Below are 26,387 nucleotides of genomic sequence, written 5' to 3'. Positions count from 1 at the left end.
TTATGACCACAATACTGCGCGGTAATATGACCGGGCGGCACCGGCAGGGATACTTTGAAGTATGGCCAATACTCTTGCTGCCCAAACGTTGCCGCCCTCGACTTCTTCCGCACTGCCGCCACTCGTGGAACCGGCCGCGGAACTGACCACCGATGAGGTGGAACGCTACTCGCGCCACCTCATTATTCCCGAAATCGGCGTGGTGGGTCAGCGGCGCCTCAAGAATGCGAAAGTCCTGGTGATCGGTGCCGGCGGGCTGGGCTCTCCTGCCCTGCTGTACCTGGCCGCCGCAGGGGTGGGAACGCTCGGAATCGTGGACGACGACGACGTGGATCTCAGCAACCTGCAACGTCAGATCATCCACGGGGTGGGAGATGTGGGCCGCCCGAAGATTGAATCGGCCCGGGATGCCATCAAGGAACTCAATCCCCTCGTCAACGTCCAGCTGCACAACGTTCGCCTGGACTCCTCCAACGCTTTGGAGCTTTTCGCCGGGTATGATCTCATCCTCGACGGCGCGGATAACTTCGCCACCCGCTACCTCGTGAACGATGCTGCCGCGATTCTCGGCAAACCCTACGTCTGGGGGTCCATCTTCCGCTTCGACGGCCAGGTCAGCGTGTTCTGGGAGAAGCACGGCCCCAGCTACCGCGATCTGTACCCCGAAGCTCCTCCGGCCGGTTCGGTCCCGTCCTGCGGCGAGGGTGGCGTGTTCGGCATGCTGTGCGCTGCCGTCGGCTCGCTTATGGTGACGGAGGCAGTGAAGCTGATCACCGGCGTCGGGCGCTCCATGCTGGGGCGTGTGGCGCTCTTTGATGCGCTTGGCGGCAGTTGGCGCGAAATCAAGGTTTCGAAGGATCCGGCGGCCGAACCCATCACCGAATTGACCGACTATGAGGCTTTTTGCGGCATCACCCCGGAGCCCGCGGACGACTCGATTCGCACTGTTACGGCCACCGAACTTTCCGGGATGCTCGAAGCCCGCGCGGCGGGGGAACGCGACTTTGAACTGGTGGATGTCCGCGAGATCGGTGAACACGAGATTGTGAGCATCGATGGTTCGGTGCTCATCCCGCAAGGGCGCATCCTGGCGGGGGAGGCCTGGACGGAACTACCGCAAGACAAAGAGATTGTGTTTCATTGCAAAGGCGGGACCCGTTCGGCCGCCGTGCTGGCGGCGGCACAGCGGGCGGGCTATACCCACGTCAGCCACCTCGACGGCGGGATACTTGCCTGGGTGCGCGACGTCGAGCCGGGCAAACCGGTTTACTGAACCCCAGCAACCCCAGCAACCCCAGCAACCCCAGCACCCTTGGAAACCTGGCGCCGGCACACGAAAGGTCCTGATATGAACGAGGAATCCTTGATCACCCCCCAGCATCCCATCGGATCGGGTTTCGGCCACGACTCCACGGCGTCGGACGTTGTCGCGGGAGTGGATCTCCGGGGCAAGACGGCCATAGTCACCGGAGGCTATTCCGGCTTGGGCTTGGAAACGGTGCGGGCACTGGCCTCTGCTGGAGCCCAGATCACGGTTCCTGCCCGGCGCCCGGAGCACGCGAAGGACGTCCTTGCCTCGGCCGGACTCGCTCCGGAGCATGTGACGGTGGAGGCCTTGGATCTCGCCGAGCAGCGCGCAGTGAAGGATTTCGCGGAACGCTTCCTCGGATCGAACGAAACGCTGGACATCCTGATCAACAACGCAGCCATCATGGCCAGCCCGGAGCAACGCGTGGGTCCGGGCTGGGAATCCCAGTTCGCGACCAACCACTTGGGCCACTTCACGCTTCTTAACATTTTGTGGCCCGCTCTGGCAGCTGCCGGTTCGGCTCGCGTCGTCTCCTTGTCCTCCACAGGGCACAAACTCTCGCCGATCCGCTTCGAGGACATCAATTTCGAGAACGGTTACGACAAATGGAAGGCCTACGGCCAGGCAAAGACGGCCAACGCGCTGTTCGCCGTGGAGCTGGACCGACTGGGCAAGTCAGCTGGAGTGCGCGCCTTCGCGGTCCATCCCGGCGGCATCATGACCGAGCTTCAGCGCCACTTGCCACGGGAAGAGATCGTCGCGGCGGGATGGATGGACGCCGCAGGCAAGGTCAGGGAGGGGTTCAAGACTCCGGAACAGGGCGCCGCCACGTCCACTTGGGCAGCTACGTCACCGGCCCTGGCAGGCATGGGCGGGGTGTACTGCGAAGACTGTGATATCGCCAAGCCAACGGACCCGGCTTCGCCCTTGGCACGGTACCAAGGAGTGGATGCGCACGCCGTCGATCCGGAAGCCGCGGCGAGGCTGTGGGCTGTGTCTGCCGAGATGACAGGCGTTAACGCGTTCACATAAGACCCCGGTGTTCGCCACCCCCGCCCAACCATCACGCGCCGCCCACCACCGCCCGCCGCCCCCACCACACGCCCCCCACCACCGCCCGCCGCAAGGGACATGCTCATTGGTAGGCATTGCCGGTGGACATAATCCTGTTATGTCCATTCCTGGCGATCAGGGAAGCGCATGCTCTCAGCGAAGCGAAGAGCCACCGGGGGCGGTGGGGACGCGTGGGCTAGGCGCTTTCAGCCTGCGTTGGCGCCTGCTGGTGGTCAACCGGGCACTCGGCCTCGGGTGACGGGACTGGCTGCTCCACTTGGATGCCGTACAAGGCCTCCAAGGCTGCCACGTAATCGTCCTGCTGGCCATTGGCCGCTAGTTCGCGCGCGCGGACCGTAGGAATATGGAGCAGTTGCTTGACCATGCGCCGGAGGGCGAATTCCACTTCCTCGGCCGCAGCGGTGCAGCCGTGCCGGGCCCGGACTTTTTCCATCTCGGCGTCGAGCACGTTCATGGTGTGGCGGCGCAGTGCCACAATGGCCGAGTCGACGGAGCGGGCTTCGCGCTCTTGTTCGAAGGCCGTTGCCGCTCCGGAAACAATGGTGCTCGCCTGTGCCAGGGATTCCGCCTGTTCCTGAGGTGCCGCCAGCCGCACGGATTCGAGCGTCAGCAGTTCAACGCCGTCGAGCTCGCCGACTGCGGGATCGAAGTCGTGGGTGAGTGCGAGGTCGATCGCGATGAGCGTCTGGGTGGACGCCGCGCGGACCTTGGCAAGCTCTGCGGCCTCAACGCGGGTGTCCGATCCGCTGCAGCCGATCATGACATCGGCGGCGGCGACGGCGGCGGGGAGGGTTTCGGCGTCGAGCGCGGTACCGCCGCGGGTCGCCACGAAAGTCCCGGCCCGGCCGGACGACGAGTACACCGAGACGTCCGTGCAGCCGCGTTCACGGAGCAGCGACATCGTGGCGCCGGCGTAGGCGCCCGTTCCGAAGACCACGACCTTCTTGGTGCTCCAGTCGGCGTTCTCCGAAAGATCTGTAGCGAGGTCCAAGGCGACGGACACGATGGACAGGCCACGCGAGCCAAGAGCGGTCTGCGCCCCGACATCCTTGGCGGTCTTGGAAGCCGCCTGGAACAGCCGGACCAGTCCGGGGCTTGCGGTTCCTTCATGCTGGGCGGTGATGAGGGCGCGGCGTACTTGGCCGGCGATTTCGCGTTCGCCGACGACGGCGGAATCCAGTCCGGCGCTGACGGTGAAGAGGTGCCTGCTGACCTCAGGACCGGTGCGGGTGCTGAAGGCACGCGAAACGACTTGTTCGTTGAGCCCACTCAGTCCGCTGATCTGGGCGACGAGTGCCGAGCGGGCGGCTTCAAGGTTCTCAGCGTGGGGCGTTTCGCCATAGATTTCGTAGCGGTTGCAGGTGGCCAGGACCACGGTGCCGGAGACAAGTCGGGAATCGGCCAAGGCGAACGAGGCAACCTCGGATGAACCGTTGCTCAACTGAGCGACGGTCTCAAGATCGATGTCGGCGTGTGTAGCCACCAATGAAAAAAGAACCACAGCAGAGTAATCATAGCTTTTTCGTCGCCATGTAGAACAACGCGCGCCAGTGGTTCTCCGCACTGTCAGGAGTGACGTCCGTCACGTCGTTGCGCGCGGGACAGGCTGTCGTTATCTTTTGACCCCGAACTTCGGCACAATCGAAGGCATGACTTCCAGTTCTGCATTGCCTCACTCCGTGTCTGTCGACGGCGGACCGGCCAGCGGTGTTTCAGGCGCCGCCGCCCCAAGCCTGGACGCAAACCATCCGCTCATGGATGGCCGAACCGCGGACTCCCCGCTGATCCAGGCATATCGTGGCGGCAAACCGTCCCGCCGTCCGGTGTGGTTCATGCGGCAGGCCGGCCGATCGTTGCCCGAGTACCTCAAGGTCCGTGAGGGTGTGGCGATGCTGGAATCCTGTTTACGTCCCGAGCTCGCATCCGAGATCACCCTGCAGCCGGTCCGCCGCCACGATGTTGACGCTGCCATCTTTTTCTCCGACATCGTCATCCCGCTCAAGCTGGCAGGCGTCGGCGTGGATATCGTCCCCGGCGTCGGGCCCGTCCTGGACAAGCCGATCCGCAGCGCCGCCGACGTCGCGGCGCTGCCGCAACTGACGTGGGAGGCTCTCGAGCCGATCCGCGAGGCCGTACGCCTGACGGTCGCTGAGCTGGGGACTACGCCCCTGATCGGCTTCGCCGGCGCGCCGTTCACCCTCGCCGCGTACATGGTGGAAGGCAAGCCTTCCCGTGACCACCTGGGCCCGCGCACCATGATGCACGCCGACCCGGAAACCTGGACTGCCCTGGCCAACTGGGCTGCGGACGCTTCCGGCATGTTCCTGCGGGCCCAGTTGGAAGCCGGAGCTTCGGCCGGTCAGTTGTTCGACTCCTGGGCCGGTTCCCTCGGCCTGGCCGACTACGCAAAGTACGTTGCCCCGGCCTCGACGCGCGCCCTCGACCATGTCCGCCACCTCGGAGCGCCCTTGGTCCACTTCGGTACCGGCACGTCCGAGTTGCTCGTCGCGATGCGCGACGTTGGAGTGGATGTCGTGGGCGTGGATTACCGCCTCCCGCTGGACGAGGCAAACCGGCGCCTGGGCGGCACCGTGCCGTTGCAGGGCAACATCGACCCCGCGCTGCTTTCGGCGCCGTGGGAAGTCCTGGAAGCCCACGTTCGCGAAGTGATCGCGGCCGGCTCCACGGCCCCGGGCCACGTCCTGAACCTTGGTCACGGGGTACCTCCGGAGACTGACCCTGCCGTCCTGACCCGCGTCGTGGAACTCATCCACTCGATCCCGGCGGTCTAGTGCCCATGCGCGGCGGACGTCCACAGCCCGGACACGCACTCAATGGGGAGGCGCCAGCCGGACTAGGAGCCATCGTCGTGGGCGGCGGCATCTCCGGTCTGCTCGCCGCGTACCGCCTGGCCAAAGCCGGGATAACGGTCACCGTGCTCGAAGCGAACGACGCGTGGGGCGGTTGCGTGGGAAGCCACACCGTTGGTGGCCTTGCGCTGGACAGCGGGGCGGAATCCTTCGCCACGCGTTCTACCGCGGTGGCCGATCTTGCCCGCGAGCTCGGACTCGGGGACAACATCGTTGCGCCACATCCAGGGGGCGCCTGGGTGCAGTTGCCCGGCGGTGCCCAAGAACTCCCCAAGACCGGCGTGCTCGGAATTCCCGCGAACCCGTGGGATCCCGAGGTTCGGCGTTCCCTGGGGTTCGCGGGATCGTTGCGAGCCTCCGTGGACCGCTACTTGCCCAGCTCGGTGGGCACCTCCGCCGAGGTTACGAGCGTTTCCGCGTTGGTCCGGGCGCGGATGGGCAAGCGGGTGCTCGAACGGCTTGTGGCGCCGGTGGTCGGGGGAGTGCACTCTGCCGATCCAGGTCTGCTCGACGTCGACATGGTGGCCCCCGGCCTCCGTTCAGCTTTGCGTCAGCACGGCTCGTTGGCCGGGGCGGTGGCCAGCCAGCGCAAGGCCGGGCAAGCGTCGTCAAGTCCAACAAGACCAAGCGGTGCCGTAGCAGCGAAGGCCGGATCCGCGGTCGGTGGCTTGAAAGGTGGAATGAACACCCTTGTCTCCGTCCTCGTTGCGGAGTTGAGCTCGCAAGGCGTGACTCTCGTTACGGGAGCGCGGGTGGATACCATCAACCATGTTGACGGCGGTTGGCAGGCCATAGCGGCAGGAAAAACCTACGACGCCGGGCGGCTGGTAGTGGCGCTCGACGGTCCGTCCGCCGTCGGGCTGCTGGAGAACGTGCTTCCGGAGCTGTCCGGGCTGCGTCCCGCCGCCGGCCCCTTGGTGAGCCTGGTGACGCTCGTGGTGGACGTGCCCGAACTGGACCGCCACCCCCGCGGCACCGGGATCCTCGTCGCCCCGCAAACCGCCGGCATCGAGGCGAAGGCACTGACGCATGCTACGGCGAAATGGGACTGGCTGGCAGGGGAAACCGGCCCCGGTACGCATGTGCTGCGTCTTTCCTACGGGCGGGGGGAAGGTCGGGATGCGCCTGGGTCGGCGGCCGCGCTGGATGACGATGCATTGTTCGAGGCTGCGCTCCGTGATGCCTCGACGTTGCTGACTGTGCCGATTGTCCGCGAAGACGTCCTCGACTGGGACGTGGTCCGTTGGGCTGGCGCCTTGCCGTTTGCCGCCGTCGGTCATAAACAGCGCGTTGCCGAGGTGCGCCGCATCTGCGCCGAAGCCGACGGTTTGTCTGTTGTGGGCGGCTGGCTTGCCGGAAACGGCCTGGCGGCCGTAGTCGCGGATACTTCCGCGTGCATCGACGCAGTACTGTGAAATGTATCACTTCTACGCTTTGTAGAAGTGATACATTTCGACTTAGCGGCATCGACGGGGCAGACTTGGATCATGAGCCACACTTCTGCCGAATCTGTCACTAAAACTGCTGAATCCGAAGAGCAGTACTTTACGCTGTGGACCGTGTTCAAGCGGTCGGGAGATGTCTTGCGCAGCGCCGATGCTGCCCGGGATTTCGATCAGCTGACTGCCAAGCTCGCCGAGGACGGCGTCGTCCTTCGCGGAAGCTATGACGTCTCCGCCATGCGTTCCGACGCCGACATCATGGTGTGGCTCCACGGGGCCAAGCCCGAAGCCCTGCAACAGGCCGTCCGTGACATCCGTCGCAGCACGCTGTTCGCCGGCACCGAGATCGTATGGTCCGCCATGGGTGTCCACCGCGAAGCCGAATTCGCCAAGAACCACGCTCCGGCCTACGCCCGTGGCGTGGAACCCAGCACCTGGCTGTGCGTCTACCCGTTCGTCCGCTCCTACGAGTGGTATATCCTTCCGGCCGACGAGCGCGGCAAGATGCTGCGCGATCACGGCATGCTTGGCCGCGACTTCCCGCAGGTCCTCTCCAACACCGTGTCCTCCTTCGCCCTGGGCGACTGGGAATGGATCCTCGGCCTGGAAGCGCCCGAACTGGTTGACCTGGTTGACCTCATGCGCCACTTGCGGGCCACCGATGCCCGCAACCACGTGCGGGAGGAAATCCCGTTCTATACCGGTCGCCGAATCACAACTGCGGAGATCGCTGAGGTTCTTGCATGAGCGGCCGCCACTCCACCGGGTCCACCAGCCTCACCGAAGTCAATGAGGTCACCGAGGCCGGGCGCATGGCTCCCAAAGAGTACGACGCCGTCCTCCTCGCCTCCTTCGGCGGTCCCGAAGGCCAGGACGATGTCATTCCCTTCCTGCGCAACGTGACCCGCGGGCGCGGCATCCCGGATGAGCGCCTCGAAGAGGTATCCCACCACTACCGCGCATTCGGCGGCATCAGCCCCATCAACCAACAAAACAGGAACCTCAAGGCGGCCCTCGAGGCAGAGCTCGCTGGCCGCGGCATCAGCCTGCCGGTGTTGTGGGGCAACCGCAACTGGGACCCCTACATTCCGCAGACGCTCCAGGAAGCCTACGACGCCGGCCACCGAAAGCTGCTGATGGTCACCACCAGCGTCTACTCCTGCTACTCCAGCTGCCGCCAATACCGGGAGGACATCGGCATCGCGCTGACGGAGAGCGGCCTTGACGGCAAACTCGAAGTAGACAAAGTCCGTCAGTATTTCGACCACCCCGGCTTTGTCGAGCCCTTTGTCGAGGGAACTGCGGCAGGACTGGCGGAAGTCCAGCAAAAACTGGCCGAAGCCGGCCTCCAGGACGCTCCGATCCACATCCTGTTTGCCACCCACTCCATTCCCACGCGTGATGCCGAAGCCGCGGGCCGTTCAGACGCCGAGCCGCGCGCTTTCGAGGAGGACTCGGCCTACGTGGCCCAGCACTTGGCCAACGGCGCCGAGGTCGTCCGGCGGGTCGAAGCGGAATCCGGACTCACCGCTCCGTGGTCCTTGGTGTACCAGTCCCGCTCCGGTGCTCCGCATGTTCCCTGGCTTGAGCCGGACATCAACGATGCCATCGAAGAGTTGGCCGGGCAGGGGATCAAGGGAGTCGTGATCGTTCCCCTCGGCTTCGTTTCCGACCACATGGAGGTGGTCTGGGACCTGGACACCGAGGCCCTGGAAACGTGCAAGAACCTCGGCCTCGCCGCCACGCGGGTTCCCACCCCGGGAACGCACCGCACGTTCGTTTCCGGCCTCGCGGACCTCATTTGCGAGCGAACAGTGGCGAACTATATCGCCGAGCGTCCTGCCATGACGGGCTTGGGGCCGTGGTATGACGTCTGCCGGCCCGGCTGCTGCGCAAACTTCCGCGGAGAGAAGCCCACGATTGCGGGTGCGGACACCACCGTCGGCACCGGCCATGATGCGTACCCCGCAGGAGAAGGCGCGAAATGACGGTCCGGATCGGCACCCGCGCGAGCAAGCTTGCGCTCACCCAGAGCCAGCAGGCAGCGGATCAGCTCGCCGCCGTCGGGGGCTTTCCCGTGGAATTGGTGCGCGTCAGGACCGAAGGCGATGTACGCACGGGCTCGCTCTCCAAGATGGGCGGCGCAGGTGTGTTCGTGGCCGCCCTTCGCGACGCGCTCCTGGACAATGCGTGCGACGTCGCGGTGCACTCCCTGAAGGACCTCCCCACGGGTGCGGCGCCGGGACTCACCATCGCCGCAACGCCCAAACGGGTCGATGTCCGGGACGCCCTGTGCGCCCGGGATGGCCTCAAGCTGGCGGATCTTCCGGCAGGCGCCAAAGTCGGTACCGGATCGCCGCGCCGCGCCGCACAATTGCGGGCCGCCCGTCCAGACCTCGACGTCATTGATATTCGCGGCAACGTGGATACCCGCTTGGGCCGGGTTCCAGGGCTGCCGGGGAACATCGACGACACGTTGGTTCCCGGGAAGTGCGGCGACCTCGACGCCGTCGTGCTTGCTGCGGCGGGGCTGGAACGGATCGGCAGGCTCGACGTCGTGACTGAGTTCTTCGAAACGGACGTCATGCTCCCGGCCCCTGGACAAGGCTCGCTCGCCATCGAGTGCCGCACGGCGGATGCTCCGGGCCCGGCCGGCTCAGCCGACGGTGCCCCGAATGCCCTGGCCCAGGCCCTGGCCGCGCTGAACGATGAGGACACCCGACTGGCCGTCACCGCGGAACGCTCCGTTCTGGCGCGCCTCGAGGCCGGTTGTGCTGCCCCCGTGGGCGCCTACGCCTACCGCAAGGGCAGCATGCTCTACCTGGAAGCCGTGGTCTGCGCCGTAGACGGCAGCAAGACCGTTCGCGAGAAGAAAGCGACGGACGGGCTCACGGAAGTGGGCGCCACCTTGCTGGGCATCGAAGTCGCCGAGCTCCTGCTTGCCGGGGGCGCCGCGGACATCGCAGATCTTGCCGCGTCACGATAGCAGGAGCTGACAGGAGATTATGGGGCGGCATAGCGCGGTGAAGTCCGGGGAGACCCGGGCCCTTGTCGGCGCCCGGGTCCTCGTGACGCGCAGCCCGGACCGTGCCGCCCCGCTCATCACTGCGCTGCGCGAGGCAGGGGCCGAACCGCTCCTGTTGCCGTTGATCGACTTCGAACGCGCCCGGGATCAGCACTCCCTCGAGGTTGCCTTGGACGCGCTCCGTGCAGGAGCATACGGCTGGCTCGTGGTCAGCAGTATCACCACCGTGCGGGCCCTGAAGGAAAAAGCCGCCGAACGTCGTCTTGACCTGAGGGACATGATTCCGGAATCGGTCAGGATCGCGACGATTGGCCCGTCGAGCCGGCGGGTCCTCGAAGCGGAGGGCGTTGCCGTGGACCTCGCGCCCGACGATGTCCAGTCGGCTGCGGGACTGATTGCCGTCTGGCCGTCTGGCCCCGGTAATGTGCTCTTGCCGCAAGCTGACATCGCCGGTGCAGCGTTGTCGGCCGGGATTGAGGCCAAGGGAGCCGTGGTCCAAGCCGTCACGGCTTACCACACCGTGGAGTACCCGGCCGCCCCCGAACGCCGACTCACAGCTTCCCTCGCCGCGGCGAATGGCTGGCAGGCCGGGATCGGATCCGGAGCGCCGGAACTCACTCCGGCAGCGGCCAAAGCCGAACTCGCCAGGGGCCTGCTCCATGCCGTCATCGCCGCGTCGCCCAGCGCCGCGCGGCGCATCCACGCCGCACTGGCACCGCTTCAGGACTGCCGCTTCATTGCGATCGGGCGCTCGACGGCGGCCGAGGCTGCTGCCCTCGGCATGCCGGTAACGGCAATCGCCAAGGAACCCACCCCGGCAGGCATCGTGACTGCCCTACGCACCGTATTCGCCACCGAAGGGAACGAAAGTTGAGCTTTCCACACCACCGGCCCCGCCGGCTCCGCACCACCCCTGCCATGCGCCGGATGACGGCCGAACACCGCTTGGCGCCCGCCGACCTCATCCTGCCGGCCTTCATTCGCGAAGGACTCAGCGAGCCGGCTCCAATCACGTCCATGCCCGGCGTTGTGCAGCACACCACCGATTCGCTCAAGCGTGCAGCCGTCGAAGCCGTGGAACTTGGCGTCAGCGGCATCATGCTGTTCGGGGTGCCCGCCGTCCGTGATGCCCGCGGCACAGCCTCCCTGGATCCCGATGGCGTGCTGAACAAGGCCATCCGCGACGTCCGTGCCGAGGTGGGCGATGACCTGGTGGTCATGGGCGACGTGTGCCTGGACGAATTCACGGACCACGGCCACTGCGGGGTCCTGGATGCCAACGGCTATGTGGACAACGACGCCACGCTGGAAATCTACGCTCAGATGGCCGTAGCGCAGGCCGACGCCGGTGCCCACGTCCTGGGGCCGTCCGGGATGATGGATGGCCAGATCGCAGTGATTCGGCAAGCCCTCGAAGAGGCCGGACACCAGAACACCGCACTCCTGGCCTACGCGGCGAAATACGCCTCGGCCTTCTACGGTCCGTTCCGGGAGGCCGTGGATTCGCAGCTCAAAGGCGATCGCCGCACATACCAGATGGATGCGGCCAACCGTCGTGAGGCCATCATCGAAGTGGAACTCGACCTCGAGGAGGGCGCCGACATGGTGATGGTCAAGCCCGCGATGAGCTACCTCGACATCCTTGCGGACGTTGCGGCCATGAGCCCGGTTCCCGTGGCGGCCTACCAAATCTCCGGTGAATACGCCATGATCGAAGCGGCCGCCGCGAACGGATGGATCGACCGACGGGGTGCCATCACAGAATCCGTGCTCGGCATCAAACGAGCCGGCGCCGACATGGTGCTGACATACTGGGCCTCAGAGCTTGCCGGCTGGCTCAAGGAGTCCTGATGACCGATTCCCCTTCCACCCCGACAGCCCCGGTCGGTCCTGCGGAAATCCTGCTCGGGCTGAACACCTTCGGTGACGCCGGCGTGGACGCCGAAGGAAACCCGAAACCGCATGCCCGGGTCCTACGGGAGCTGCTGGCCGAAGCCGAGCTGGCGGACGCCGTCGGACTTCATGCCTTTGGCGTGGGAGAGCATCACCGCCGCGACTTCGCCGTCTCGGCGCCCGAAGTGTTCCTTGCAGCCGCGGCCGCCCGGACATCGCGGATCAAACTCGGCTCGGCCGTCACCGTGCTCAGCTCTGACGACCCCATCCGGGTCTTCCAGCGCTTTGCCACCGTTGACGCGCTCTCCAACGGCCGGGCAGAAGTGATGCTGGGCCGTGGCTCGTTTGTGGAATCCTTCCCGTTGTTTGGCCTGGACCTCGCCGACTATGAAGTCCTGTTCGAGGAAAAGCTCGAACTCTTCGACAAGGTCCGGACGCAAAAGCCCGTGTATTGGGAGGGCCGCACCCGGCCGAATGTGCACGGGATGAGCGTCTTTCCGCCGCTGGAACACCACTTGCTGCCCACGTGGATCGGTGTGGGTGGCACTCCTGAATCGGTGCTGCGCTGCGCCCAATACGGCTACCCGATCATTTTTGCCATCATCGGCGGAGAACCGCGCCGTTTTGAACCGCTCGTGAAGCTCTACCGCGAGGCAATGGGCAAGTATGGGCACCCCATGCAGCAAATCGCCACGCACTCGCCGGGGTATGTCGCTCCGAGCGATGAACAGGCCCGCGAGGAACTGTTCCCGCACTGGCTGGCCCAACGCAACCGGATTGGTGCCGAACGTGGCTGGGGGCCGGCCAGCAGGGGGGAGTTCGACGCCATGTGCGGGCCGGAAGGCGCCCTTTACGTTGGTTCCCCGGAAACCGTCGCTCGAAAGATCGTGCTGCTGAAGCAGAACCTCGGCGTGGACCGTTTCGACCTCAAATACAGCAATGGAACCCTGCCCCACGAATCCATGATGCGCTGCATAGAACTCTTCGGCACGGTCGTGGCCCCGTTGGTGGCCGAACTGCTTGCCGACTCCTGAAGGCGCCTGACCTCACCGAATCCCTGAAAGAATGGACACCATGACTTCACACACCCCTGTCTCCGACCAGCTGTTCGACCGTGCCCGTTCCCTGATGCCCGGCGGCGTCAACTCGCCGGTACGCGCCTTCGGCTCCGTGGGCGGCACCCCGAAGTTCATGGTCTCCGCGAAGGGTCCCTACCTGACCGACGCGGACGGCCGCGAGTACGTGGACCTCGTCTGCTCCTGGGGGCCCGCGTTGCTGGGGCACGCCCATCCGGCCGTGCTGGACGCCGTCCACGCAGCGGTGGACCGTGGGTTGTCGTTTGGCGCGTCGACGCCTGATGAAGCAAACCTCGCCGCGATCGTCAAGGAACGCGTCCCGGTCGTCGAACGCCTCCGCATGGTGTCCACGGGCACTGAGGCCACCATGACTGCCGTCCGCTTGGCCCGGGGGTTCACCGATCGCAATCTGATCGTGAAGTTCGCGGGCTGCTACCACGGCCACCTCGATGGACTCCTGGCCGCCGCGGGCTCGGGCCTGGCGACCATGGCGCTGCCCGGTTCGGCTGGGGTCACCGCGGCGGCCGCTGCTGAGACCCTGGTGCTGCCGTACAACGACCTCGCTGCCGTGGAAGCGGCCTTCGCGGCTCACGGCAACAACATTGCGGCCGTCATCACCGAGGCTGCTCCCGCCAACATGGGGGTCGTCACCCCGAACGAAGGCTTTAACGAGGGACTGTCCCGCATTACCCGCGAACACGGCGCACTGCTGATCCTCGACGAGGTGCTCACAGGCTTCCGCACCGGCTATGCAGGCTACTGGGGACTGACCGGCCGCCAGGAAGGCTGGGCGCCGGACCTGCTGACCTTCGGCAAAGTCATCGGCGGCGGGATGCCGACGGCGGCACTCGGTGGGCGTGCCGACGTCATGGACTATCTCGCGCCGCTTGGCCCGGTCTACCAAGCCGGTACCCTGTCCGGGAACCCCGTGGCCATGGCCGCCGGCGTCGCTACCCTGACGCACGCGACGCCGGAGGTGTACAGCTACGTGGATGCCCGGTCGTTGGAACTCTCTGCGGCGCTCTCATCGGCGCTTGACACCGCCGGCGTGGACCACTCGATCCAGCGCGCAGGGAACCTTTTCTCCGTGGCGTTCGGCACCTCGGCCAACGGCGTCCACAACTACGCCGACGCCCAGGCCCAGGATGTGTTCCGCTACGCGCCCTTCTTCCACTCCATGCTGGACTCCGGCGTCTACCTGCCGCCGTCGGTCTTCGAAGCGTGGTTCCTGTCCGCAGCCCACGACGACGCCGCAATGAACAGGATCTTCGACGCGTTGCCGGCCGCAGCCAAGGCGGCCGCGGAGGCCAGTGCCGTGTAGAGGCACTTTCCCGATGTAATGCAGCCTGCTCCCCGCGCGTGCCTACGGGCCGGGAGCAGGCTGTGGGCAACGATCGAATCGACAAGGCGATGATTCATCTGCTCAAGCCGTCCAAAATTCCACTGCTTATCCTCACAGCGCTGGTGGCAGCGCTGTTTGCGGGCGTTGCGCGTTCCGATACCGCCGGGCAAACGCCGGATCCGGTGGCCGCACCGACTCCCCATCCCACATATTCGGCGTCGGCGATGGCCGCGCCATCGGGTTCCTCGGCTCCGAGCGATCGGACGCCGATTGCTCCTGCGAAGCCTCATGAGCTGCCGTCTCCTCCGCCCCCGACGCCGGAACAGCGGCTCACGGCCCTGACCTTGGAGCAAAGGGTAAGGCAGTTGTTCATGGTCGCAGCCAAGGCTGACGGAAGCGATGCGGGCCCGGTGTCCGGTCTCCTGAACGACTACGTGGGCAACATCTACCTGGCCGGACGCAGCCAAGCAGGCGTCGCAGCAACGGCATCGCTCGTGGCGGAACTGAAGGCCGGCATATCGCCGGCCGCAACGCGGGGGCTGCCGCTGTTTGTCGCGACGGACCAGGAAGGCGGCTCGGTCCAAGTCCTCAGGGGACCCGGATTCCTGCCTATTCCCGCGGCCTTGGACCAAGCAAAGTCAAGCCCGGAACAACTTCGCGCCGACGCTCGGAGCTGGGGTAGCCAGTTGCTGCAGGCCGGGGTGAATGTTGACCTGGCGCCAGTGCTGGACACGGTTCCCAGCCCCGAATTCGCGCCGTCGAACAAGCCGATCGGTGCCTTCCAACGCGAGTACGGTTACACCCCCGCCGCGGTCTCCGAGCACGGGAACGCGATGGCGGCCGGGCTGCGGGACGCCGGGGTAGCGCCGGTGGTCAAGCACTTCCCCGGCATGGGACGCGTGAATCTGAACACGGACGTCAGCGCCAATGTCCACGACACCGAAACAACCCGGAGCGATCCGTACCTGGCGCCATTCCACGCGGCAATTGCAGGCGGGGTCCGCTGGGTCATGGTCTCGAACGCGTACTACGACAAGATCGATCCAGACCACGTCGCTCCGTTCTCGCCCATCATCATGCGCACCATGTTGCGGACCGATGCGGGATTCACCGGAATCATCGTGTCCGATGATCTCTGCAATGCCGTGCAGCTGTCGGCGTGGAGCATGGGGGACCGGGCGACGAATTTCATCGGTGCAGGCGGGACCATGGTGCTGTGTGCAAACACAGCAGCCGTTCCGGTGATGTATGGCCAGGTCCTGCAGCGGGCGAAGACGGATCCTGACTTCCGCAAGGCAGTGGATGCAGCAGCCCTGACCGTTCTCGAGGTCAAAACAGGGAAGTAGCCGGGATGCGAAGAATCCCCGGCCTCCGGACGATTCACTACCGCATACGCGGGTATTCAGTCCGGCCGCCGGGGATTCCCGTGGCGAAGGCCTAGAGTACGTCCGAAAGGAAGCCCTTCAGACGATCGGTCCGAGGCGCGGAGAAGAGCTGTTCCGGCGAGCCTGTCTCCACAACGACGCCTGCGTCCATGAACGTCACGGTGTCCGACACGTTCCTTGAGAAGCCCATCTCGTGGGTCACCACCACCATGGTCATGCCGCCCTTGGCCAGCTCGGCCATGAGCGCCAGGACGCCCTTGACGAGCTCAGGATCGAGGGCGGATGTTGCCTCGTCGAAGAACATGACCTCGGGCTTCATGGCCAGCGCCCGGGCAATGGCAACACGCTGCTGCTGCCCGCCGGAGAGATTCGCAGGCCGGGCGTCGGCCTTGTGCTTGAGTCCCACGAGGTCCAGTTGCGCCAGGGCCTCTTCCCGTGCCTGATCCTTGGACATGCCGCGCAGTTTGCGCAGGGCCAAGGAAACATTCTCCGCCACGGTCTTGTGGGGGAACAGGTTGAACTGCTGGAAAACCATGCCGATCCGCCGACGCAATTCGTCCGGATTGTCCTTGAGCACCGAACGCCCGTCCAGCAGAATGTCCCCCTGCTCGGGTTCGATCAGCCGGTTCATGACCCGCAGGAGCGTGGACTTGCCTGAACCGGAGGGGCCTATCACGGAAGCCGTGGTGCCCTTCTCGACGTGCAGATCGATGCCGCGCAGGACACGGTTGGACCCGAAGGACAAGTGGATGTTCTTTGCGGTCAGCGTTCCGGAAACGAACTCGCTCATGCCTGGGCTCCCTTTCCGACGACGGCGGCAGCCTCGTCCGGTTCCTTCTTCTCGGGCCGGCCCGAGCGAAGACGGCGGTCAATCCAGTTCACGAAGTGCGTGAGCGGGATCGTCAATGCGAGGTAGAAGATGGCTGCGGCGACATACGGCGACAGGTTTCCACTGTTGGACGCCGCGTCCTTGCCGATCTGGAAGATCTCCCGCTCAGCCGCCACGAGCCCCAAGGTGAAGAGGAGGGACGATTCCTTGATCAGGGCGATGAACTGGTTGACCAATGCGGGAAGGACCCGCCGGACTCCCTGGGGGACCACCACCAGGCGCATGGAAGCGCCATAGCCGAATCCCAGGGCCCGCGTTGCCTCGAGCTGTCCCTTGTCGACGCTCTGGATCCCGGAGCGGAAGATCTCGCCGATGTACGCCGCCGACATCAGGGACAGTGCCGCGATGGCCAGCGGGTAGGGGCTCGTGGAACCTGTCAGCTGCTTGATGATCGGGCCGAAGCCGAGGCCAATCACCAGGATGGTCAGGACCGGCGGGAGCCCCCGGAGGATATCGGTATAGACGCGGGCGATCCACCGCGCCACTGCGTTCCGGGAGATCCCCATGAGGGCGAGCAGCATGCCGAGCACCGTTCCGATGACGCCGGATGTGACGGCCAAAACCAGGGTGTTCGGCAGCCCGACCGCGAACATCTTGGGAAGGACTTCGCCGATCGCCTTCCAGTCGAGGAAGGTCTCAGAGAGCAGTTTGAGGATATCCATGGAACGTCGGGCCTACTTGGCGGGAATCTGGACGGCCTTGCTGCCCGGCTTCCAGCCCTGCGGGGTCTGATCCGCCGTCGTCGGGCGGTCCTTGTACCACTCGGCGGTGAGCTTGGTCCATGTGCCGTCGGCGATCACTGCGTCAAGCCCCGAGTTGAGGGCATCGATCAGGGCCGTGTTGTCCTTGTTCACTGCGTAGGCGGTGAAGTTCTGGGTGTTGACGACCTTTTCGGCGATCTTGGTGTTGTCGCCATCCTTGACCTGGCCCGTGGCCTGCTGGGACGGGGCGACCCAGGCGTCCACTTGGCCGCTCTTCACGTTGGCGTAGACCGTGTTGTAGTCCGGAAAGCGGACGGGCTCCAGCTTCAGCGTGTTGGTGACGTAGTCGTCCTGGACGGTGCCCTGCACCACGCCGATGCGCACGTCGGACTTCAGGTCCGCGAAGCCTTTGACCTTGGAGTCGGTCTTGGTCACGACGGCCATGTAGCCAAAGTCGTAGCCGTTGGTGAAGCCGACGGTCTCGCGTCGCTTGTCCGTAGTGGAGATCGAGGAGGATCCGACGTCGAACTGCTTGTTCTTCACCTGGGAGAGCAACGCGGAGAAGTCGGTGGAGGCGAACTCGACCTTGAGGCCCAGCTTGTCACCAATGGCGCGCAGGAGCTCGTTGTCGTAACCCGTGAACTTGCCCGAGGGGTCGATGAAGATGTTGGGCGGGGCATCGGACAGGGTGCCGACGCGGAGGGTGCCGTCGGTGATGAGGCCCAGCTTGGACTTATCGATCTTGTCCAGCGGAGTGACGTCCTTGGTGGTGTACTTGTCCAGCGTCTTCTGGTCGCTGCCTTGGAGGGCATCGGTCGGCGAGGCGCTGCCAGTGCTGCCGGCTCCGCCACCGCAGGCGGCAAGGGAGACGGCGAGAACTGCAGCCACGGGGACAGCAGAGAACCACTTCAGGGCTTTGATTTTCATCAAGCAAATCACTTTCATCGGGGAACACGCGTTCGTATCGAGACGGGCGGGGAACGCAGCCAAAGCAGGTTTGGGCCGCAATATCAGAAGTCGACCCGCCAAACTTAATTATGTCATCAGCATATTCAAGGATGAATTGGCGACAGTAGGACGCGTGATTTGCTCAAATCCCGAATTAAATTCACTATTCTTTGCGGATATATTGTGAAACGCCGCGTCGTTTGGGGTAAGGAGGGAATCCGTGACTGGCGTGCAGCTGGCATTCAGGTAGCTCGGTAGATGTGACGTGCGTCCCATCATGCGGACGCAAGGAGACATGTCCAGTCCGTGGACCGTGCCGTTTGTCTATCCGCTCTAGAAGTCCCCGCGGCTGGCGTCTTCCGGGGGGAGCACCGGCCAGTTGCCTTCAATGACGGCTGTTGGTTTTGTCTTGCGCAGGTAGCTCTGGAAATCGGCGGCCTGCGCGGCCGCCCAATCGACCTGAAGGTGGTGCAGCTTGGAAGCGGGCATCTGCAGTTTCGGGAATTTGCCGGCCATGGCATCGAGGACCCGCAGGGTGGCAAGGGCGTCTGCGGCCGAAGTGTGGGCGTTGTCCAAGTCCACTCCGTATTCCTCGCATAGCGCCGTCAGGGTCCGCTTGCCCTTGCGGTACCGGTCAACCTGCTTGTTCATGACGTACGGGTCAAGCACGGGGAACCGGGTCAGCTGGGGCACCCCGTAGCGGGCGGATTCGGCGGCAAGGACAGTGAAGTCATAGCTGGCGTTGAACGCAATGACCGGCACGCCGTCGTCGAACAGTTCCTGTAGCGCGGCCGCAACTTCGCGTGTCACTTCTGCGGCCGGGCGGCCCTCGGCCCTCGCCTTTTCCGTGGTGATGCCGTGGATCTCACTGGCTTCCAGGGGGATCTCCACACCGGGATCCGCCAACCACTCGAGCTCCTTGACGACGCCGCCATTGTCTTCCACCACGGTGACGGAGGCGGTGACGATCCTGGCGGAACGGGAGTTCCGCCCCGTGGTCTCGAGATCGAACGCGGCGCGGGGGAGGGTGTTCCAGGAGCTCATAGTTCAACGCTACCGGCGCCCTCCGACAAGAACCGGAGCGACACTCCATCTGCACCGATCGGGCCACCTCTGCCTATACGCTGGAAGCATGCGGATGGAGTTTGTGACGGCGGTGTTGGCCGTCGTGGATCTCATGCCGCCCGGGGTTGCCGTGTCCTACGGCGATGTTGCGGAACTTCTGGGCTCTGGTGGTCCACGGCAGATCGGGTCCGTCATGAGCCACCACGGGAGCGCTGTTGCGTGGTGGCGTGTGCTGCGTGCCAGCGGCGAAGCGCCGCCGGGCCTCGAAGTGGAGGCGTTGCGCCACTATGTGGACGAAGGAACGCCTCTGCGCGGCGCCTACGCGGAGTATCTGCGGACCGGCGATGGCCGCTGGCGGGTTGATTTGGGCTTGGCCCGGTGGGCTCCGACGGACCGCGATTTCGACAGTATCGATGTGATCTCTGCCCAACTCGAGCGTCGGCTCCATAAATTGTCGCTGCCCGATGATGAGATGACTCTGTGAGTCCAACACCGGCACCGCAATCAAAAACACCGCAGCCTAAGCCAACCCAGCAGAAGCCAACACGGCAAACGCCGGCAAGGTTGCGCTTGCTTCCGCCGCGTGAGGTCCACTATGCAGCTCCCGTGTTCTCTGCCGACCAAGCTGCCGTCGTCGGGCTTCCGCACGGATCCGGGCCGGTATTGGTCCCGGGAGCGCCGGGCACCGGGAAGTCGACTGTGCTGGTGGAAACTGCTGTCCAGCGGGTTCAGCGCGATGGCGTGGATCCGGAACGGATCCTGATCCTGGCGCCGGGGCGGCATGCGGCGTCGGCGTTACGGGACACTTTTACGGGGCGGCTGGACCGCAGCTTGAGTACGACGCCGGCACGCACCTGGGCGTCATACGCCTTCGATCTGATCCGGCGCGCCAAAGCCGAGGGAGTGCTGCCGCTGCAGCGGCCACCCAAGTTGCTCTCGGGACCGGAACAGGACCTCATCATCAAGGAGCTGCTGGAGGGGCACGCCAAGCCGGGCTTTGAGCTTCCTTGGCCCCAGGACTTGGCGGCGGCGTTGCCCACTCGGGGTTTCCGGCAGGAGATCCGGCAGCTCTTTGACCGCATCATCGAATCCGGCCGCACGGCGGAAGACCTCACGGCGCTTGCTTACGAATGCGGCCGACCGGACTGGATCGCCGCGGCGGAGCTGTACACGGAATACCGCGATGTCTTGGATCTGCGCATGCCGGAAGCTTTCGATCCGGCAGGAATCATCACGGCGGCGCGCCAGATCTTCCAGGATTCCCCCGGGTTCCTGGCGGCGGAGCGCGAGCGGCTGCAATTGATCCTGGTGGATGACATCCAGGAGGCGAATCCTGCGGTTTTTGAACTTCTCGCGGACATTGCCGAGGGCAAGGACGTTCTCGTGGCGTCTTCTCCGGACACCGTGGTCCAGGGGTTCCGCGGTGCCCGCCCGGACCTTGTTGCCGAACTGCCACGGCTCCTGGGCGGGCTTGAGAACAGTGTGCGTGAGCTTCCGCTCTGGCACACCCACCGGCATCTCCCGGAGCTCGCGAGGGCCTGGACCGGCCTGGCGGCGCGAATTTCGCAACGGGCGGGTGGCCAATTGGCGCGGCGTCTGGATCCCCTGCCTGCGTTGGTGGAGGCGCGTGCCGGAAGTACGCAGGCTACTGGCCGGGTGGAAGCGCACGTCCTTCCCTCCGCAGTGCACGAACTGCGTTACGTGGCACAGCGCATTCTTGAAGCACAGCTGCGTGAGAACCACGAGTTCGGTGACATCGCAGTGATTGTGCGCAACGGGGGGCAACTGGCGCAATTGCAGCGCTACCTGGGAGGCCAGGGAATTCCCGTCCGCGTCCCGGTTGCGGATTCCGCCGTCCGCGACGAAGTGGCAGTCCGTCCCCTGCTCGAGGTGTACGGCGTGGTGCTGGACGCAACGAAACTGACACCCGAATCCGCGGTCTCGCTTCTCACGTCGAGGATTGGGGGAGCTACCGCCATCGAGTTGCGCCGCCTGCGGCAATCCCTGCGCAGGGAGGAATTACTGGGCGGCGGTGGACGGTCCAGCGATTCGTTGCTCGTCGAGGCTTTGCTGGAGCCTGGCGCCCTCGGTTCTTTGGGTATCGAGGGTAGCTCGGCACGGCGCTTGGCCCGCATGATCGCGGCAGGACGCCTGGCTGCCACCGACCCTGGTGCCAACGCGGAGACGGTGTTGTGGGCGTTGTGGCAGGCCACCGGGCTCGCCTCGCGGTGGACGGAAATGGCGCTCGACGGCGGCGCTGCGGGCGCCCGCGCGGATCGCGACCTTGACGCCATGATGGCTTTGTTCCACACCGCCGAGCGCTATGTGGACCAACTTCCGGGTTCCGGCCCCGAACAGTTCCTGGAGTATTTGCTCAGCCAGGAACTACCGATGGACACCCTTGCGGCGAGGGCCCAAGTGGAGGAAGCCGTCGAGCTGATGACGCCGGCAAGCGCGGCGGGGCGGGAATGGCCCGTCGTCATCGTCGCGGGCTTGCAGGAAGGCGTCTGGCCCAACACGAGGCTCCGTGGCGAACTCCTCGGAAGTACATTGTTCGCCGATGCCGTGGAGCATGGTGTTGAATACGCCTTGCAGCGGGGACCCCTCAGCCGGCTGCGGGATATCCGCTACGACGAATTGCGCAGCTTCTCCACAGCCGTTTCGCGGGCTCGGGAAGTCCTTATCTGCACGGCAGTTTCTTCCGAGGATGAGCAGCAATCGGCCTTCCTCGATTACGTCGCGCCCCTCGATCCGGGACAATACCGTCGTGAGTTCACGCCGGTAGACCGGCCCATGACCCTGCGGGCCCTGGTAGCCGAGCTGAGGCAGCGTGTCCAGCCCGACGACGCGGGACTGGCCCGGCCAGGCGCTGCAGGAGAGGCGGTCGAAGCTGCCCGGGTTCTGGCCCGTCTGGCCACTGCGGAACCTCCAGTACCGGGAGCACATCCGGATTCCTGGTGGGGATTGGCACCACTGAGCAGCGAGGAGCCGGTAGTCCCGAAGGGCGGTACTGTGTTCGTTTCCCCCTCGAAAGTTGAGACCGTCCACAAATCGCCGTTGGATTGGTTTGTCCAGGCGGCGGGTGGCGAAGCCGCTACCGACTTTGCCCGTAGCCTTGGAACTTTGGTCCACGCGATTGCCCAGGAGCTGCCGGATGCATCTGGTGGCGAGTATGTCGCCGAGCTCGTGCGACGCTGGCCGACTCTTGGCATGAAGGACAACTGGGAGGGCAGGCTGGACTTCCAACGTGCGGAGCAGATGGTCCGGAAGCTTGCCCAATACGTACTTGTCATGCGGAGCGAAGGCCGAAGCCTTACCGGGGTGGAACAGGACTTCGAGGTCCCCCTTCCCGCGGTACACCTTGGCGACGTTGTTGGCGATCCTGACGCTACCCGGGATGCCGTGCTTCGGGGACAAGTGGACCGCTTGGAAATAGACCAGGAGGGCCGGCTGGTGATTGTCGACCTTAAGACGGGCAAGCGCCAGCCCAGCAAAGCTGAATTGGCGAAGCACCCGCAGTTAGGTGCGTACCAGGCGGCGGTGCTGCACGGGGCATTCCAGGGCCTGCCGGTTCCGGGGGGCGCGGTCCTGGCACAGCTTGGCACGAAGACCAAGACGCCGGCCGTCCAAGCGCAAGAGCCCCTGGACCCCGGCGACAACTGGGCGCAGGACCTTGTCAGCGAGGCCGCCGTGCTCATGGCCGGAGCCAGCTTCGAGGCGCGCCATGATCCTTCGAAAGGCAGCCACGGAGGCCACGGCTGCCGTCTACCCGATATCTGCCCGTTGTGCGCCCGGGGAAAGCAGGTTACCGAATGACCGTCCAAACACTCGCCGGAATCGGGACTGGAGATACCGTCGGGGATGCCGCGGTATTGCCTGAACCTCGGTTCTCGCCTGGCGAATTGGCGGAGGTCCTGGGCGAACGGAACCGCCCCACGGAAGAGCAGTCCGCCATCATTGCGTCGCCTTTGACCCCGCGGCTGGTCATCGCGGGCGCGGGATCCGGGAAAACCGCAACCATGGCGGACCGCGTGGTGTGGCTTGTGGCCAACGGGTGGGTGCGCCCCGAAGAAGTCCTCGGCGTCACCTTCACCCGCAAGGCTGCGGGGGAGTTGGCAAGCCGGATCCGCGCCAAATTGGCCACGCTTCAGCGCATCGCCGCCGAGGACAAAGGACAGCACGGTTTCCCCGAGGGAGTTGCAGGCTCCGACGAACTTGAGCCCAAAGTGTCCACGTACCACTCCTATGCCAGCGGGATCGTGGCCGACTACGGCCTGCGTTTGGGGATCGAACGCGATGTGGTTCTGCTCGGTGGTGCCCAGGCCTGGCAACTTGCGAGTGAAATAGTCGAGGCCTACGACGGCGACTACGAGCACTTCACCGCTGCCAAGTCCACGCTGGTCAGCGCCGTGATGCAGTTGGCCGGCGAGTGCGCCGAGCATTTGCGAGAGCCGGCCGAAGTTCAGCGCTGGTTGATGGACCGGGTGTCTGAATTCGCCCAATTGCCCTATGTGTCCGGCGCCAAAAAGAATCCAAGCCAAGCTGCCCGCGATCTCGACGCCATGTTGCGCACGCGGGCCAGCGTTGCGGACATGGTGGGGCGTTACCAAGAGGCCAAGAGGAACCGCGGGGTCCTGGACTTCGGCGACCTCGTAGCGCTCGCTGCGAAAATTGCCCGGGACATACCATTGGCCGCTTCCACCGAGCGGGCCCGCTACAAGGTGGTGTTGCTGGATGAATTCCAGGACACCTCGCACGCCCAACTGGTCCTTTTCTCCCGCCTATTCGGGGGAGGGCACGCCGTGACGGCGGTGGGGGACCCCAATCAATCCATCTATGGGTTCAGGGGGGCTTCTGCTGGCCAACTCTTCCATTTCGTCCAGGAATTCCCCGTCCGGGTACATGACAGCTTGGGAACGGCAGCCCTTGCCACCGCACCCACTTCATACTTGACCACCGCATGGCGGAACGGACGCAACATCCTGGCTGCGGCCAACGTCATTTCGGCGCCGCTCAACGGCGCGGTCTCTGAGCGAGCGGCTTCGAATGGAGGAGCCCCGGGTACAAGAACCTTGGAAGGCTCCGTGGCAGTACCGCCTCTCGAGCCGAGCCCAGCAGCTGTGAACGGCAACGTAGTTCTCGGACGCTTTGCCACGGACGAAGACGAGGCGGCAGCGATCGCCCGGGACGTCCGCCGTTACCGCCGCACAGTCTTTGAAAGCGAGGCCGATGGTGCGCCCGTTTCGCCTACTATGGCCGTCCTCTGCCGCCGCCGCGCACAGATGGAGTGCTTGCGGCGTGAATTCGAGGTCCAGGGGATCCCGTACGAGATTGTGGGTCTCGGCGGGCTGCTCGACACTCCGGAAATAGTGGATCTGGTGGCGGCGCTCCGGGTCCTGGCCGATCCGGGCCGCTCCGACGCATTGATGCGTCTTCTGGCAGGAGCCCGGTGGAGGATAGGGACGGCAGATCTCATGGCATTCCGGGACTGGTCCCAATTCCTGGCCAGACGGCGCTCGCAAAGCGGCTCGGGAGACGGAGGGGCAGACGCTTCGGCAAGTGCGGACGAAAGCCCCGCGGAGAAGGCCATGGAGAGCGACATTACGGACGCAGCCAGCCTTGTGGAGGCATTGGACTTCCTTCCGCGCCCGGGATGGACCTCAGGCCACGGACGCTCCCTCAGCCCATTGGCTTTGGAACGTCTCGGCCGGCTGTCAGCTGAACTTCGGAACCTCCGCGGATTCATGGGAGATGATCTCTCCACCCTGCTTGGCGAAGTGGAACGGGCCATGTTGCTGGACATCGAGGTCGCAGCGAAACCAGGCACGAGCATCCACCAGGCTCGTCGGAACCTGGACGCATTCCACGACGCCGCTGCGAGCTTCCTACGAACCTCGCAGCGCGTGGACCTCCTGGCTTTCCTTGCGTGGCTTGAGGCCGCCGCCGCCGAAGAGGGCGGCCTGGATATGGCAGACGCAGAGGTGAATCACGAGGCCGTGCAATTGCTGACGGTCCACGCTTCCAAGGGCTTGGAATGGGATGTTGTGTTTGTGCCCGGGCTCAATGCCGGAGCTTTCCCGAGCAACCGGGACTCCCGATGGAGCAGCGGTACCGCCGCCCTGCCATGGCCCCTCCGTGGCGACCGGGCAGACCTTCCTCAATGGGACCTGGACCAATCAGACCAGAAAGGTTGGCTGGACGCTGAGAAGGACTTCAAATCGGAGGTCCAGCATCATGGCGAGGCTGAGGAGCGGAGGCTTGCGTATGTTGCGTACACGCGTGCGAAGTACGTCCTGTGGGCATCGAGTGCCGCCTGGAACGGTTCCCGGGCAGGCATTGCGGAGACATCGCCGTTCCTTGCCGAGCTGGCATGCCTGGCCGATCAAGCAGCTGACGACGCCGGTGGAGCGTCGATCGCCTCAATTCACCCCCAGTCGCTCAGCGAAGACGCCCTGCCCACGGAGAGCCCCTTGACGGTCGGCACGGAAGTGGCGCTCTTCCCCTATGATCCGCTCGAAGGCCCCAGCGATCCGCGCACCGGGGAACGGCTCCGGCTGGTACCGGGGCGCCGGGCCGCTATGGAGGCCGCGGCAACCCGGGTCAGGGACGCCATCGAGGCGCTTCGGGAGGATGTGCCACTGGTCACCGATGACCCGCAAATATCCCTCCGTGGCGCGGCAGCCGGCTGGGCTGCCGAGGCAGAGTTGTTGTTGGAACGGCAATCGCGACGTAAACCGGTCCAGGACGTCCATTTGCCGGGGCACATTTCGGCGTCCATGTTCGTCGATCTCGGAGATGATCCCGGGGCGGTCCTCGCGCAGCTCCGGCGCCCGGTGCCGCGGCAACCCGGCATCTCCGCACGCAAAGGAACCGCTTTCCATTCATGGGTGGAAGAATACTTCGGAACCAGCGGCATGCTGGACCTCGACGAAGCACCCGGTTCCGATTCCCACATCGACGAAGCCTACGGACTCGAAGACATGGTGGCGACGTTCACCAACTCGGAATGGGCACACCGGGCCCCGGCATTCGTTGAAGTTCCCGTGGAGACACGCATCGGGGACGTCGTGGTGCGTGGCAGGATCGATGCCGTCTTCCTCGGCACTGACGGCACCTGGGAACTGGTGGATTGGAAGACGGGTAGCCGTCCGGCTGGAAAGCAGCTCGCCACCCGCGCCGTGCAACTTGCCATCTACCGCTTGGCATGGGCGCGCCTCAAGGGAGTGCCCTTGGAAAAGGTCAGCGCAGCGTTCTACTACGTTGCCGAAGACGCTGTGGTGAGGCCCCACGATCTGGGCACGGCCGAAGAACTGGAGAACATCATCGCCTCCGCGCTGGGCGGCGGCTAACGCCTGGGGGGCCGAAAAA

Annotated in this window: 20 protein-coding genes; 15 read left to right on the top strand and 5 right to left on the bottom strand. The window is 65.1% G+C overall.

Features of this window, described 5'->3' with window-relative positions; genetic code table 11:
• The first annotated feature begins 61 nt into the window (after positions 1-61).
• Positions 62-1,273 carry a molybdopterin-synthase adenylyltransferase MoeB gene (gene moeB / locus A3M3_RS0101900; RefSeq protein ID WP_035741224.1) on the top strand — a complete coding sequence of 404 codons (1,212 nt, stop codon included), beginning with the start codon at positions 62-64 and terminating at the stop codon, positions 1,271-1,273.
• Positions 1,274-1,348: 75 nt separating this feature from the next.
• Positions 1,349-2,341, top strand: coding sequence for an SDR family NAD(P)-dependent oxidoreductase (locus tag A3M3_RS0101895; RefSeq protein WP_081736665.1), 993 nt, complete (start codon positions 1,349-1,351; stop codon positions 2,339-2,341).
• Between the two features lie 217 nt (positions 2,342-2,558).
• Here the strand turns inward: A3M3_RS0101895 and A3M3_RS0101890 are convergent, their stop codons facing one another.
• Positions 2,559-3,884 (bottom strand): glutamyl-tRNA reductase, encoded by a 1,326-nt coding sequence (locus A3M3_RS0101890; protein WP_028264910.1) that lies wholly within the window; start codon positions 3,882-3,884, stop codon positions 2,559-2,561.
• Between the two features lie 148 nt (positions 3,885-4,032).
• On the opposite strand from A3M3_RS0101890, the gene hemE reads away from it, so the two are divergent.
• From hemE to A3M3_RS0101840, 10 genes are all read left to right on the top strand, one after another.
• On the top strand, positions 4,033-5,175 hold the full coding sequence (gene hemE / locus A3M3_RS0101885; protein WP_028264909.1) for a uroporphyrinogen decarboxylase: 1,143 nt from the start codon (positions 4,033-4,035) through the stop codon (positions 5,173-5,175).
• Positions 5,176-5,246: 71 nt separating this feature from the next.
• Positions 5,247-6,668, top strand: a complete 1,422-nt coding sequence (gene hemG, locus A3M3_RS0101880; RefSeq protein WP_035742092.1) for a protoporphyrinogen oxidase — start codon at positions 5,247-5,249, stop codon at positions 6,666-6,668.
• A 72-nt stretch (positions 6,669-6,740) separates the two neighbouring features.
• A complete protein-coding gene (hemQ, locus tag A3M3_RS0101875) occupies positions 6,741-7,442 on the top strand; it encodes a hydrogen peroxide-dependent heme synthase (protein ID WP_028264907.1) in 702 nt (233 codons plus the stop codon).
• Positions 7,439-8,683, top strand: a complete 1,245-nt coding sequence (locus A3M3_RS0101870) for a ferrochelatase (protein WP_028264906.1) — start codon at positions 7,439-7,441, stop codon at positions 8,681-8,683. The genes hemQ and A3M3_RS0101870 overlap by 4 nt, the downstream gene beginning before the upstream one ends.
• Positions 8,680-9,681: a hydroxymethylbilane synthase gene (gene hemC, locus A3M3_RS0101865; RefSeq protein ID WP_028264905.1), complete on the top strand. Its 1,002-nt coding sequence runs from the start codon at positions 8,680-8,682 to the stop codon at positions 9,679-9,681. The genes A3M3_RS0101870 and hemC overlap by 4 nt, the downstream gene beginning before the upstream one ends.
• Before the next feature lie 19 nt (positions 9,682-9,700).
• Positions 9,701-10,594 (top strand): uroporphyrinogen-III synthase, encoded by an 894-nt coding sequence (locus tag A3M3_RS0101860; RefSeq protein WP_051422882.1) that lies wholly within the window; start codon positions 9,701-9,703, stop codon positions 10,592-10,594.
• A complete protein-coding gene (hemB, locus tag A3M3_RS0101855; protein ID WP_028264903.1) occupies positions 10,591-11,571 on the top strand; it encodes a porphobilinogen synthase in 981 nt (326 codons plus the stop codon). Before A3M3_RS0101860 ends, hemB begins: the two co-directional genes overlap by 4 nt.
• Complete coding sequence (locus A3M3_RS0101850) at positions 11,571-12,647, top strand: LLM class flavin-dependent oxidoreductase (protein WP_028264902.1); 1,077 nt, start codon at positions 11,571-11,573, stop codon at positions 12,645-12,647. The genes hemB and A3M3_RS0101850 overlap by 1 nt, the downstream gene beginning before the upstream one ends.
• A gap of 40 nt (positions 12,648-12,687) precedes the next feature.
• Positions 12,688-14,010 carry a glutamate-1-semialdehyde 2,1-aminomutase gene (gene hemL / locus A3M3_RS0101845; RefSeq protein ID WP_028264901.1) on the top strand — a complete coding sequence of 441 codons (1,323 nt, stop codon included), beginning with the start codon at positions 12,688-12,690 and terminating at the stop codon, positions 14,008-14,010.
• A 62-nt stretch (positions 14,011-14,072) separates the two neighbouring features.
• Entirely contained in the window at positions 14,073-15,377 is a 1,305-nt protein-coding gene (locus A3M3_RS0101840) for a glycoside hydrolase family 3 N-terminal domain-containing protein (protein WP_231497158.1), read from the top strand.
• 91 nt (positions 15,378-15,468) lie between these two features.
• Here the strand turns inward: A3M3_RS0101840 and A3M3_RS0101835 are convergent, their stop codons facing one another.
• From A3M3_RS0101835 to A3M3_RS0101820, 4 genes are all read right to left on the bottom strand, one after another.
• Positions 15,469-16,206 carry an amino acid ABC transporter ATP-binding protein gene (locus A3M3_RS0101835; protein ID WP_028264899.1) on the bottom strand — a complete coding sequence of 246 codons (738 nt, stop codon included), beginning with the start codon at positions 16,204-16,206 and terminating at the stop codon, positions 15,469-15,471.
• On the bottom strand, positions 16,203-16,967 hold the full coding sequence (locus A3M3_RS0101830; RefSeq protein ID WP_028264898.1) for an amino acid ABC transporter permease: 765 nt from the start codon (positions 16,965-16,967) through the stop codon (positions 16,203-16,205). Before A3M3_RS0101830 ends, A3M3_RS0101835 begins: the two co-directional genes overlap by 4 nt.
• A 12-nt stretch (positions 16,968-16,979) precedes the next feature.
• Complete coding sequence (locus A3M3_RS0101825) at positions 16,980-17,933, bottom strand: ABC transporter substrate-binding protein (RefSeq protein ID WP_028264897.1); 954 nt, start codon at positions 17,931-17,933, stop codon at positions 16,980-16,982.
• A 354-nt stretch (positions 17,934-18,287) separates the two neighbouring features.
• The gene (locus tag A3M3_RS0101820) at positions 18,288-18,998 is read right to left on the bottom strand and encodes a 3'-5' exonuclease (RefSeq protein ID WP_028264896.1); all 711 of its coding nucleotides are present in this window, start codon (positions 18,996-18,998) and stop codon (positions 18,288-18,290) included.
• Positions 18,999-19,086: 88 nt separating this feature from the next.
• Between A3M3_RS0101820 and A3M3_RS0101815 the strand changes: the two genes are divergently transcribed.
• The 3 genes from A3M3_RS0101815 to A3M3_RS0101805 all read left to right on the top strand — a co-directional run bounded on the left by A3M3_RS0101815 (position 19,087) and on the right by A3M3_RS0101805 (position 26,368).
• A complete protein-coding gene (locus A3M3_RS0101815; RefSeq protein ID WP_028264895.1) occupies positions 19,087-19,503 on the top strand; it encodes an MGMT family protein in 417 nt (138 codons plus the stop codon).
• Positions 19,504-19,583: 80 nt separating this feature from the next.
• Positions 19,584-22,835: an ATP-dependent helicase gene (locus tag A3M3_RS0101810; RefSeq protein WP_028264894.1), complete on the top strand. Its 3,252-nt coding sequence runs from the start codon at positions 19,584-19,586 to the stop codon at positions 22,833-22,835.
• A complete protein-coding gene (locus A3M3_RS0101805; protein WP_028264893.1) occupies positions 22,832-26,368 on the top strand; it encodes an ATP-dependent helicase in 3,537 nt (1,178 codons plus the stop codon). The genes A3M3_RS0101810 and A3M3_RS0101805 overlap by 4 nt, the downstream gene beginning before the upstream one ends.
• Positions 26,369-26,387 lie beyond the last annotated feature (19 nt).

Origin of the sequence: Arthrobacter sp. MA-N2 (assembly GCF_000517125.1) — a bacterium.
GTDB classification, from domain to species: Bacteria; Actinomycetota; Actinomycetes; order Actinomycetales; family Micrococcaceae; genus Arthrobacter; species Arthrobacter methylotrophus.
The sequence above is the reverse complement of the archived record's forward strand: the minus strand, read 5'-3'. Positions and strand labels throughout refer to the sequence as shown.

Bases quoted from the DNA above. Each gene is read 5' to 3' on its own strand.
- A3M3_RS0101895 (WP_081736665.1), top strand. From the start codon at position 1,349: ATGAACGAGGAATCCTTGATCACCCCCCAGCATCCCATCGGATCGGGT.
- hemE (WP_028264909.1), top strand. From the start codon at position 4,033: ATGACTTCCAGTTCTGCATTGCCTCACTCCGTGTCTGTCGACGGCGGA.
- A3M3_RS0101860 (WP_051422882.1), top strand. From the start codon at position 9,701: ATGGGGCGGCATAGCGCGGTGAAGTCCGGGGAGACCCGGGCCCTTGTC.
- hemL (WP_028264901.1), top strand. From the start codon at position 12,688: ATGACTTCACACACCCCTGTCTCCGACCAGCTGTTCGACCGTGCCCGT.
- A3M3_RS0101820 (WP_028264896.1), bottom strand. From the start codon at position 18,998: ATGAGCTCCTGGAACACCCTCCCCCGCGCCGCGTTCGATCTCGAGACC.
- hemQ (WP_028264907.1), top strand. From the start codon at position 6,741: ATGAGCCACACTTCTGCCGAATCTGTCACTAAAACTGCTGAATCCGAA.
- A3M3_RS0101805 (WP_028264893.1), top strand. From the start codon at position 22,832: ATGACCGTCCAAACACTCGCCGGAATCGGGACTGGAGATACCGTCGGG.
- A3M3_RS0101870 (WP_028264906.1), top strand. From the start codon at position 7,439: ATGAGCGGCCGCCACTCCACCGGGTCCACCAGCCTCACCGAAGTCAAT.
- moeB (WP_035741224.1), top strand. From the start codon at position 62: ATGGCCAATACTCTTGCTGCCCAAACGTTGCCGCCCTCGACTTCTTCC.
- A3M3_RS0101850 (WP_028264902.1), top strand. From the start codon at position 11,571: ATGACCGATTCCCCTTCCACCCCGACAGCCCCGGTCGGTCCTGCGGAA.
- A3M3_RS0101835 (WP_028264899.1), bottom strand. From the start codon at position 16,206: ATGAGCGAGTTCGTTTCCGGAACGCTGACCGCAAAGAACATCCACTTG.
- A3M3_RS0101825 (WP_028264897.1), bottom strand. From the start codon at position 17,933: ATGAAAATCAAAGCCCTGAAGTGGTTCTCTGCTGTCCCCGTGGCTGCA.
- A3M3_RS0101815 (WP_028264895.1), top strand. From the start codon at position 19,087: ATGCGGATGGAGTTTGTGACGGCGGTGTTGGCCGTCGTGGATCTCATG.
- hemC (WP_028264905.1), top strand. From the start codon at position 8,680: ATGACGGTCCGGATCGGCACCCGCGCGAGCAAGCTTGCGCTCACCCAG.
- A3M3_RS0101830 (WP_028264898.1), bottom strand. From the start codon at position 16,967: ATGGATATCCTCAAACTGCTCTCTGAGACCTTCCTCGACTGGAAGGCG.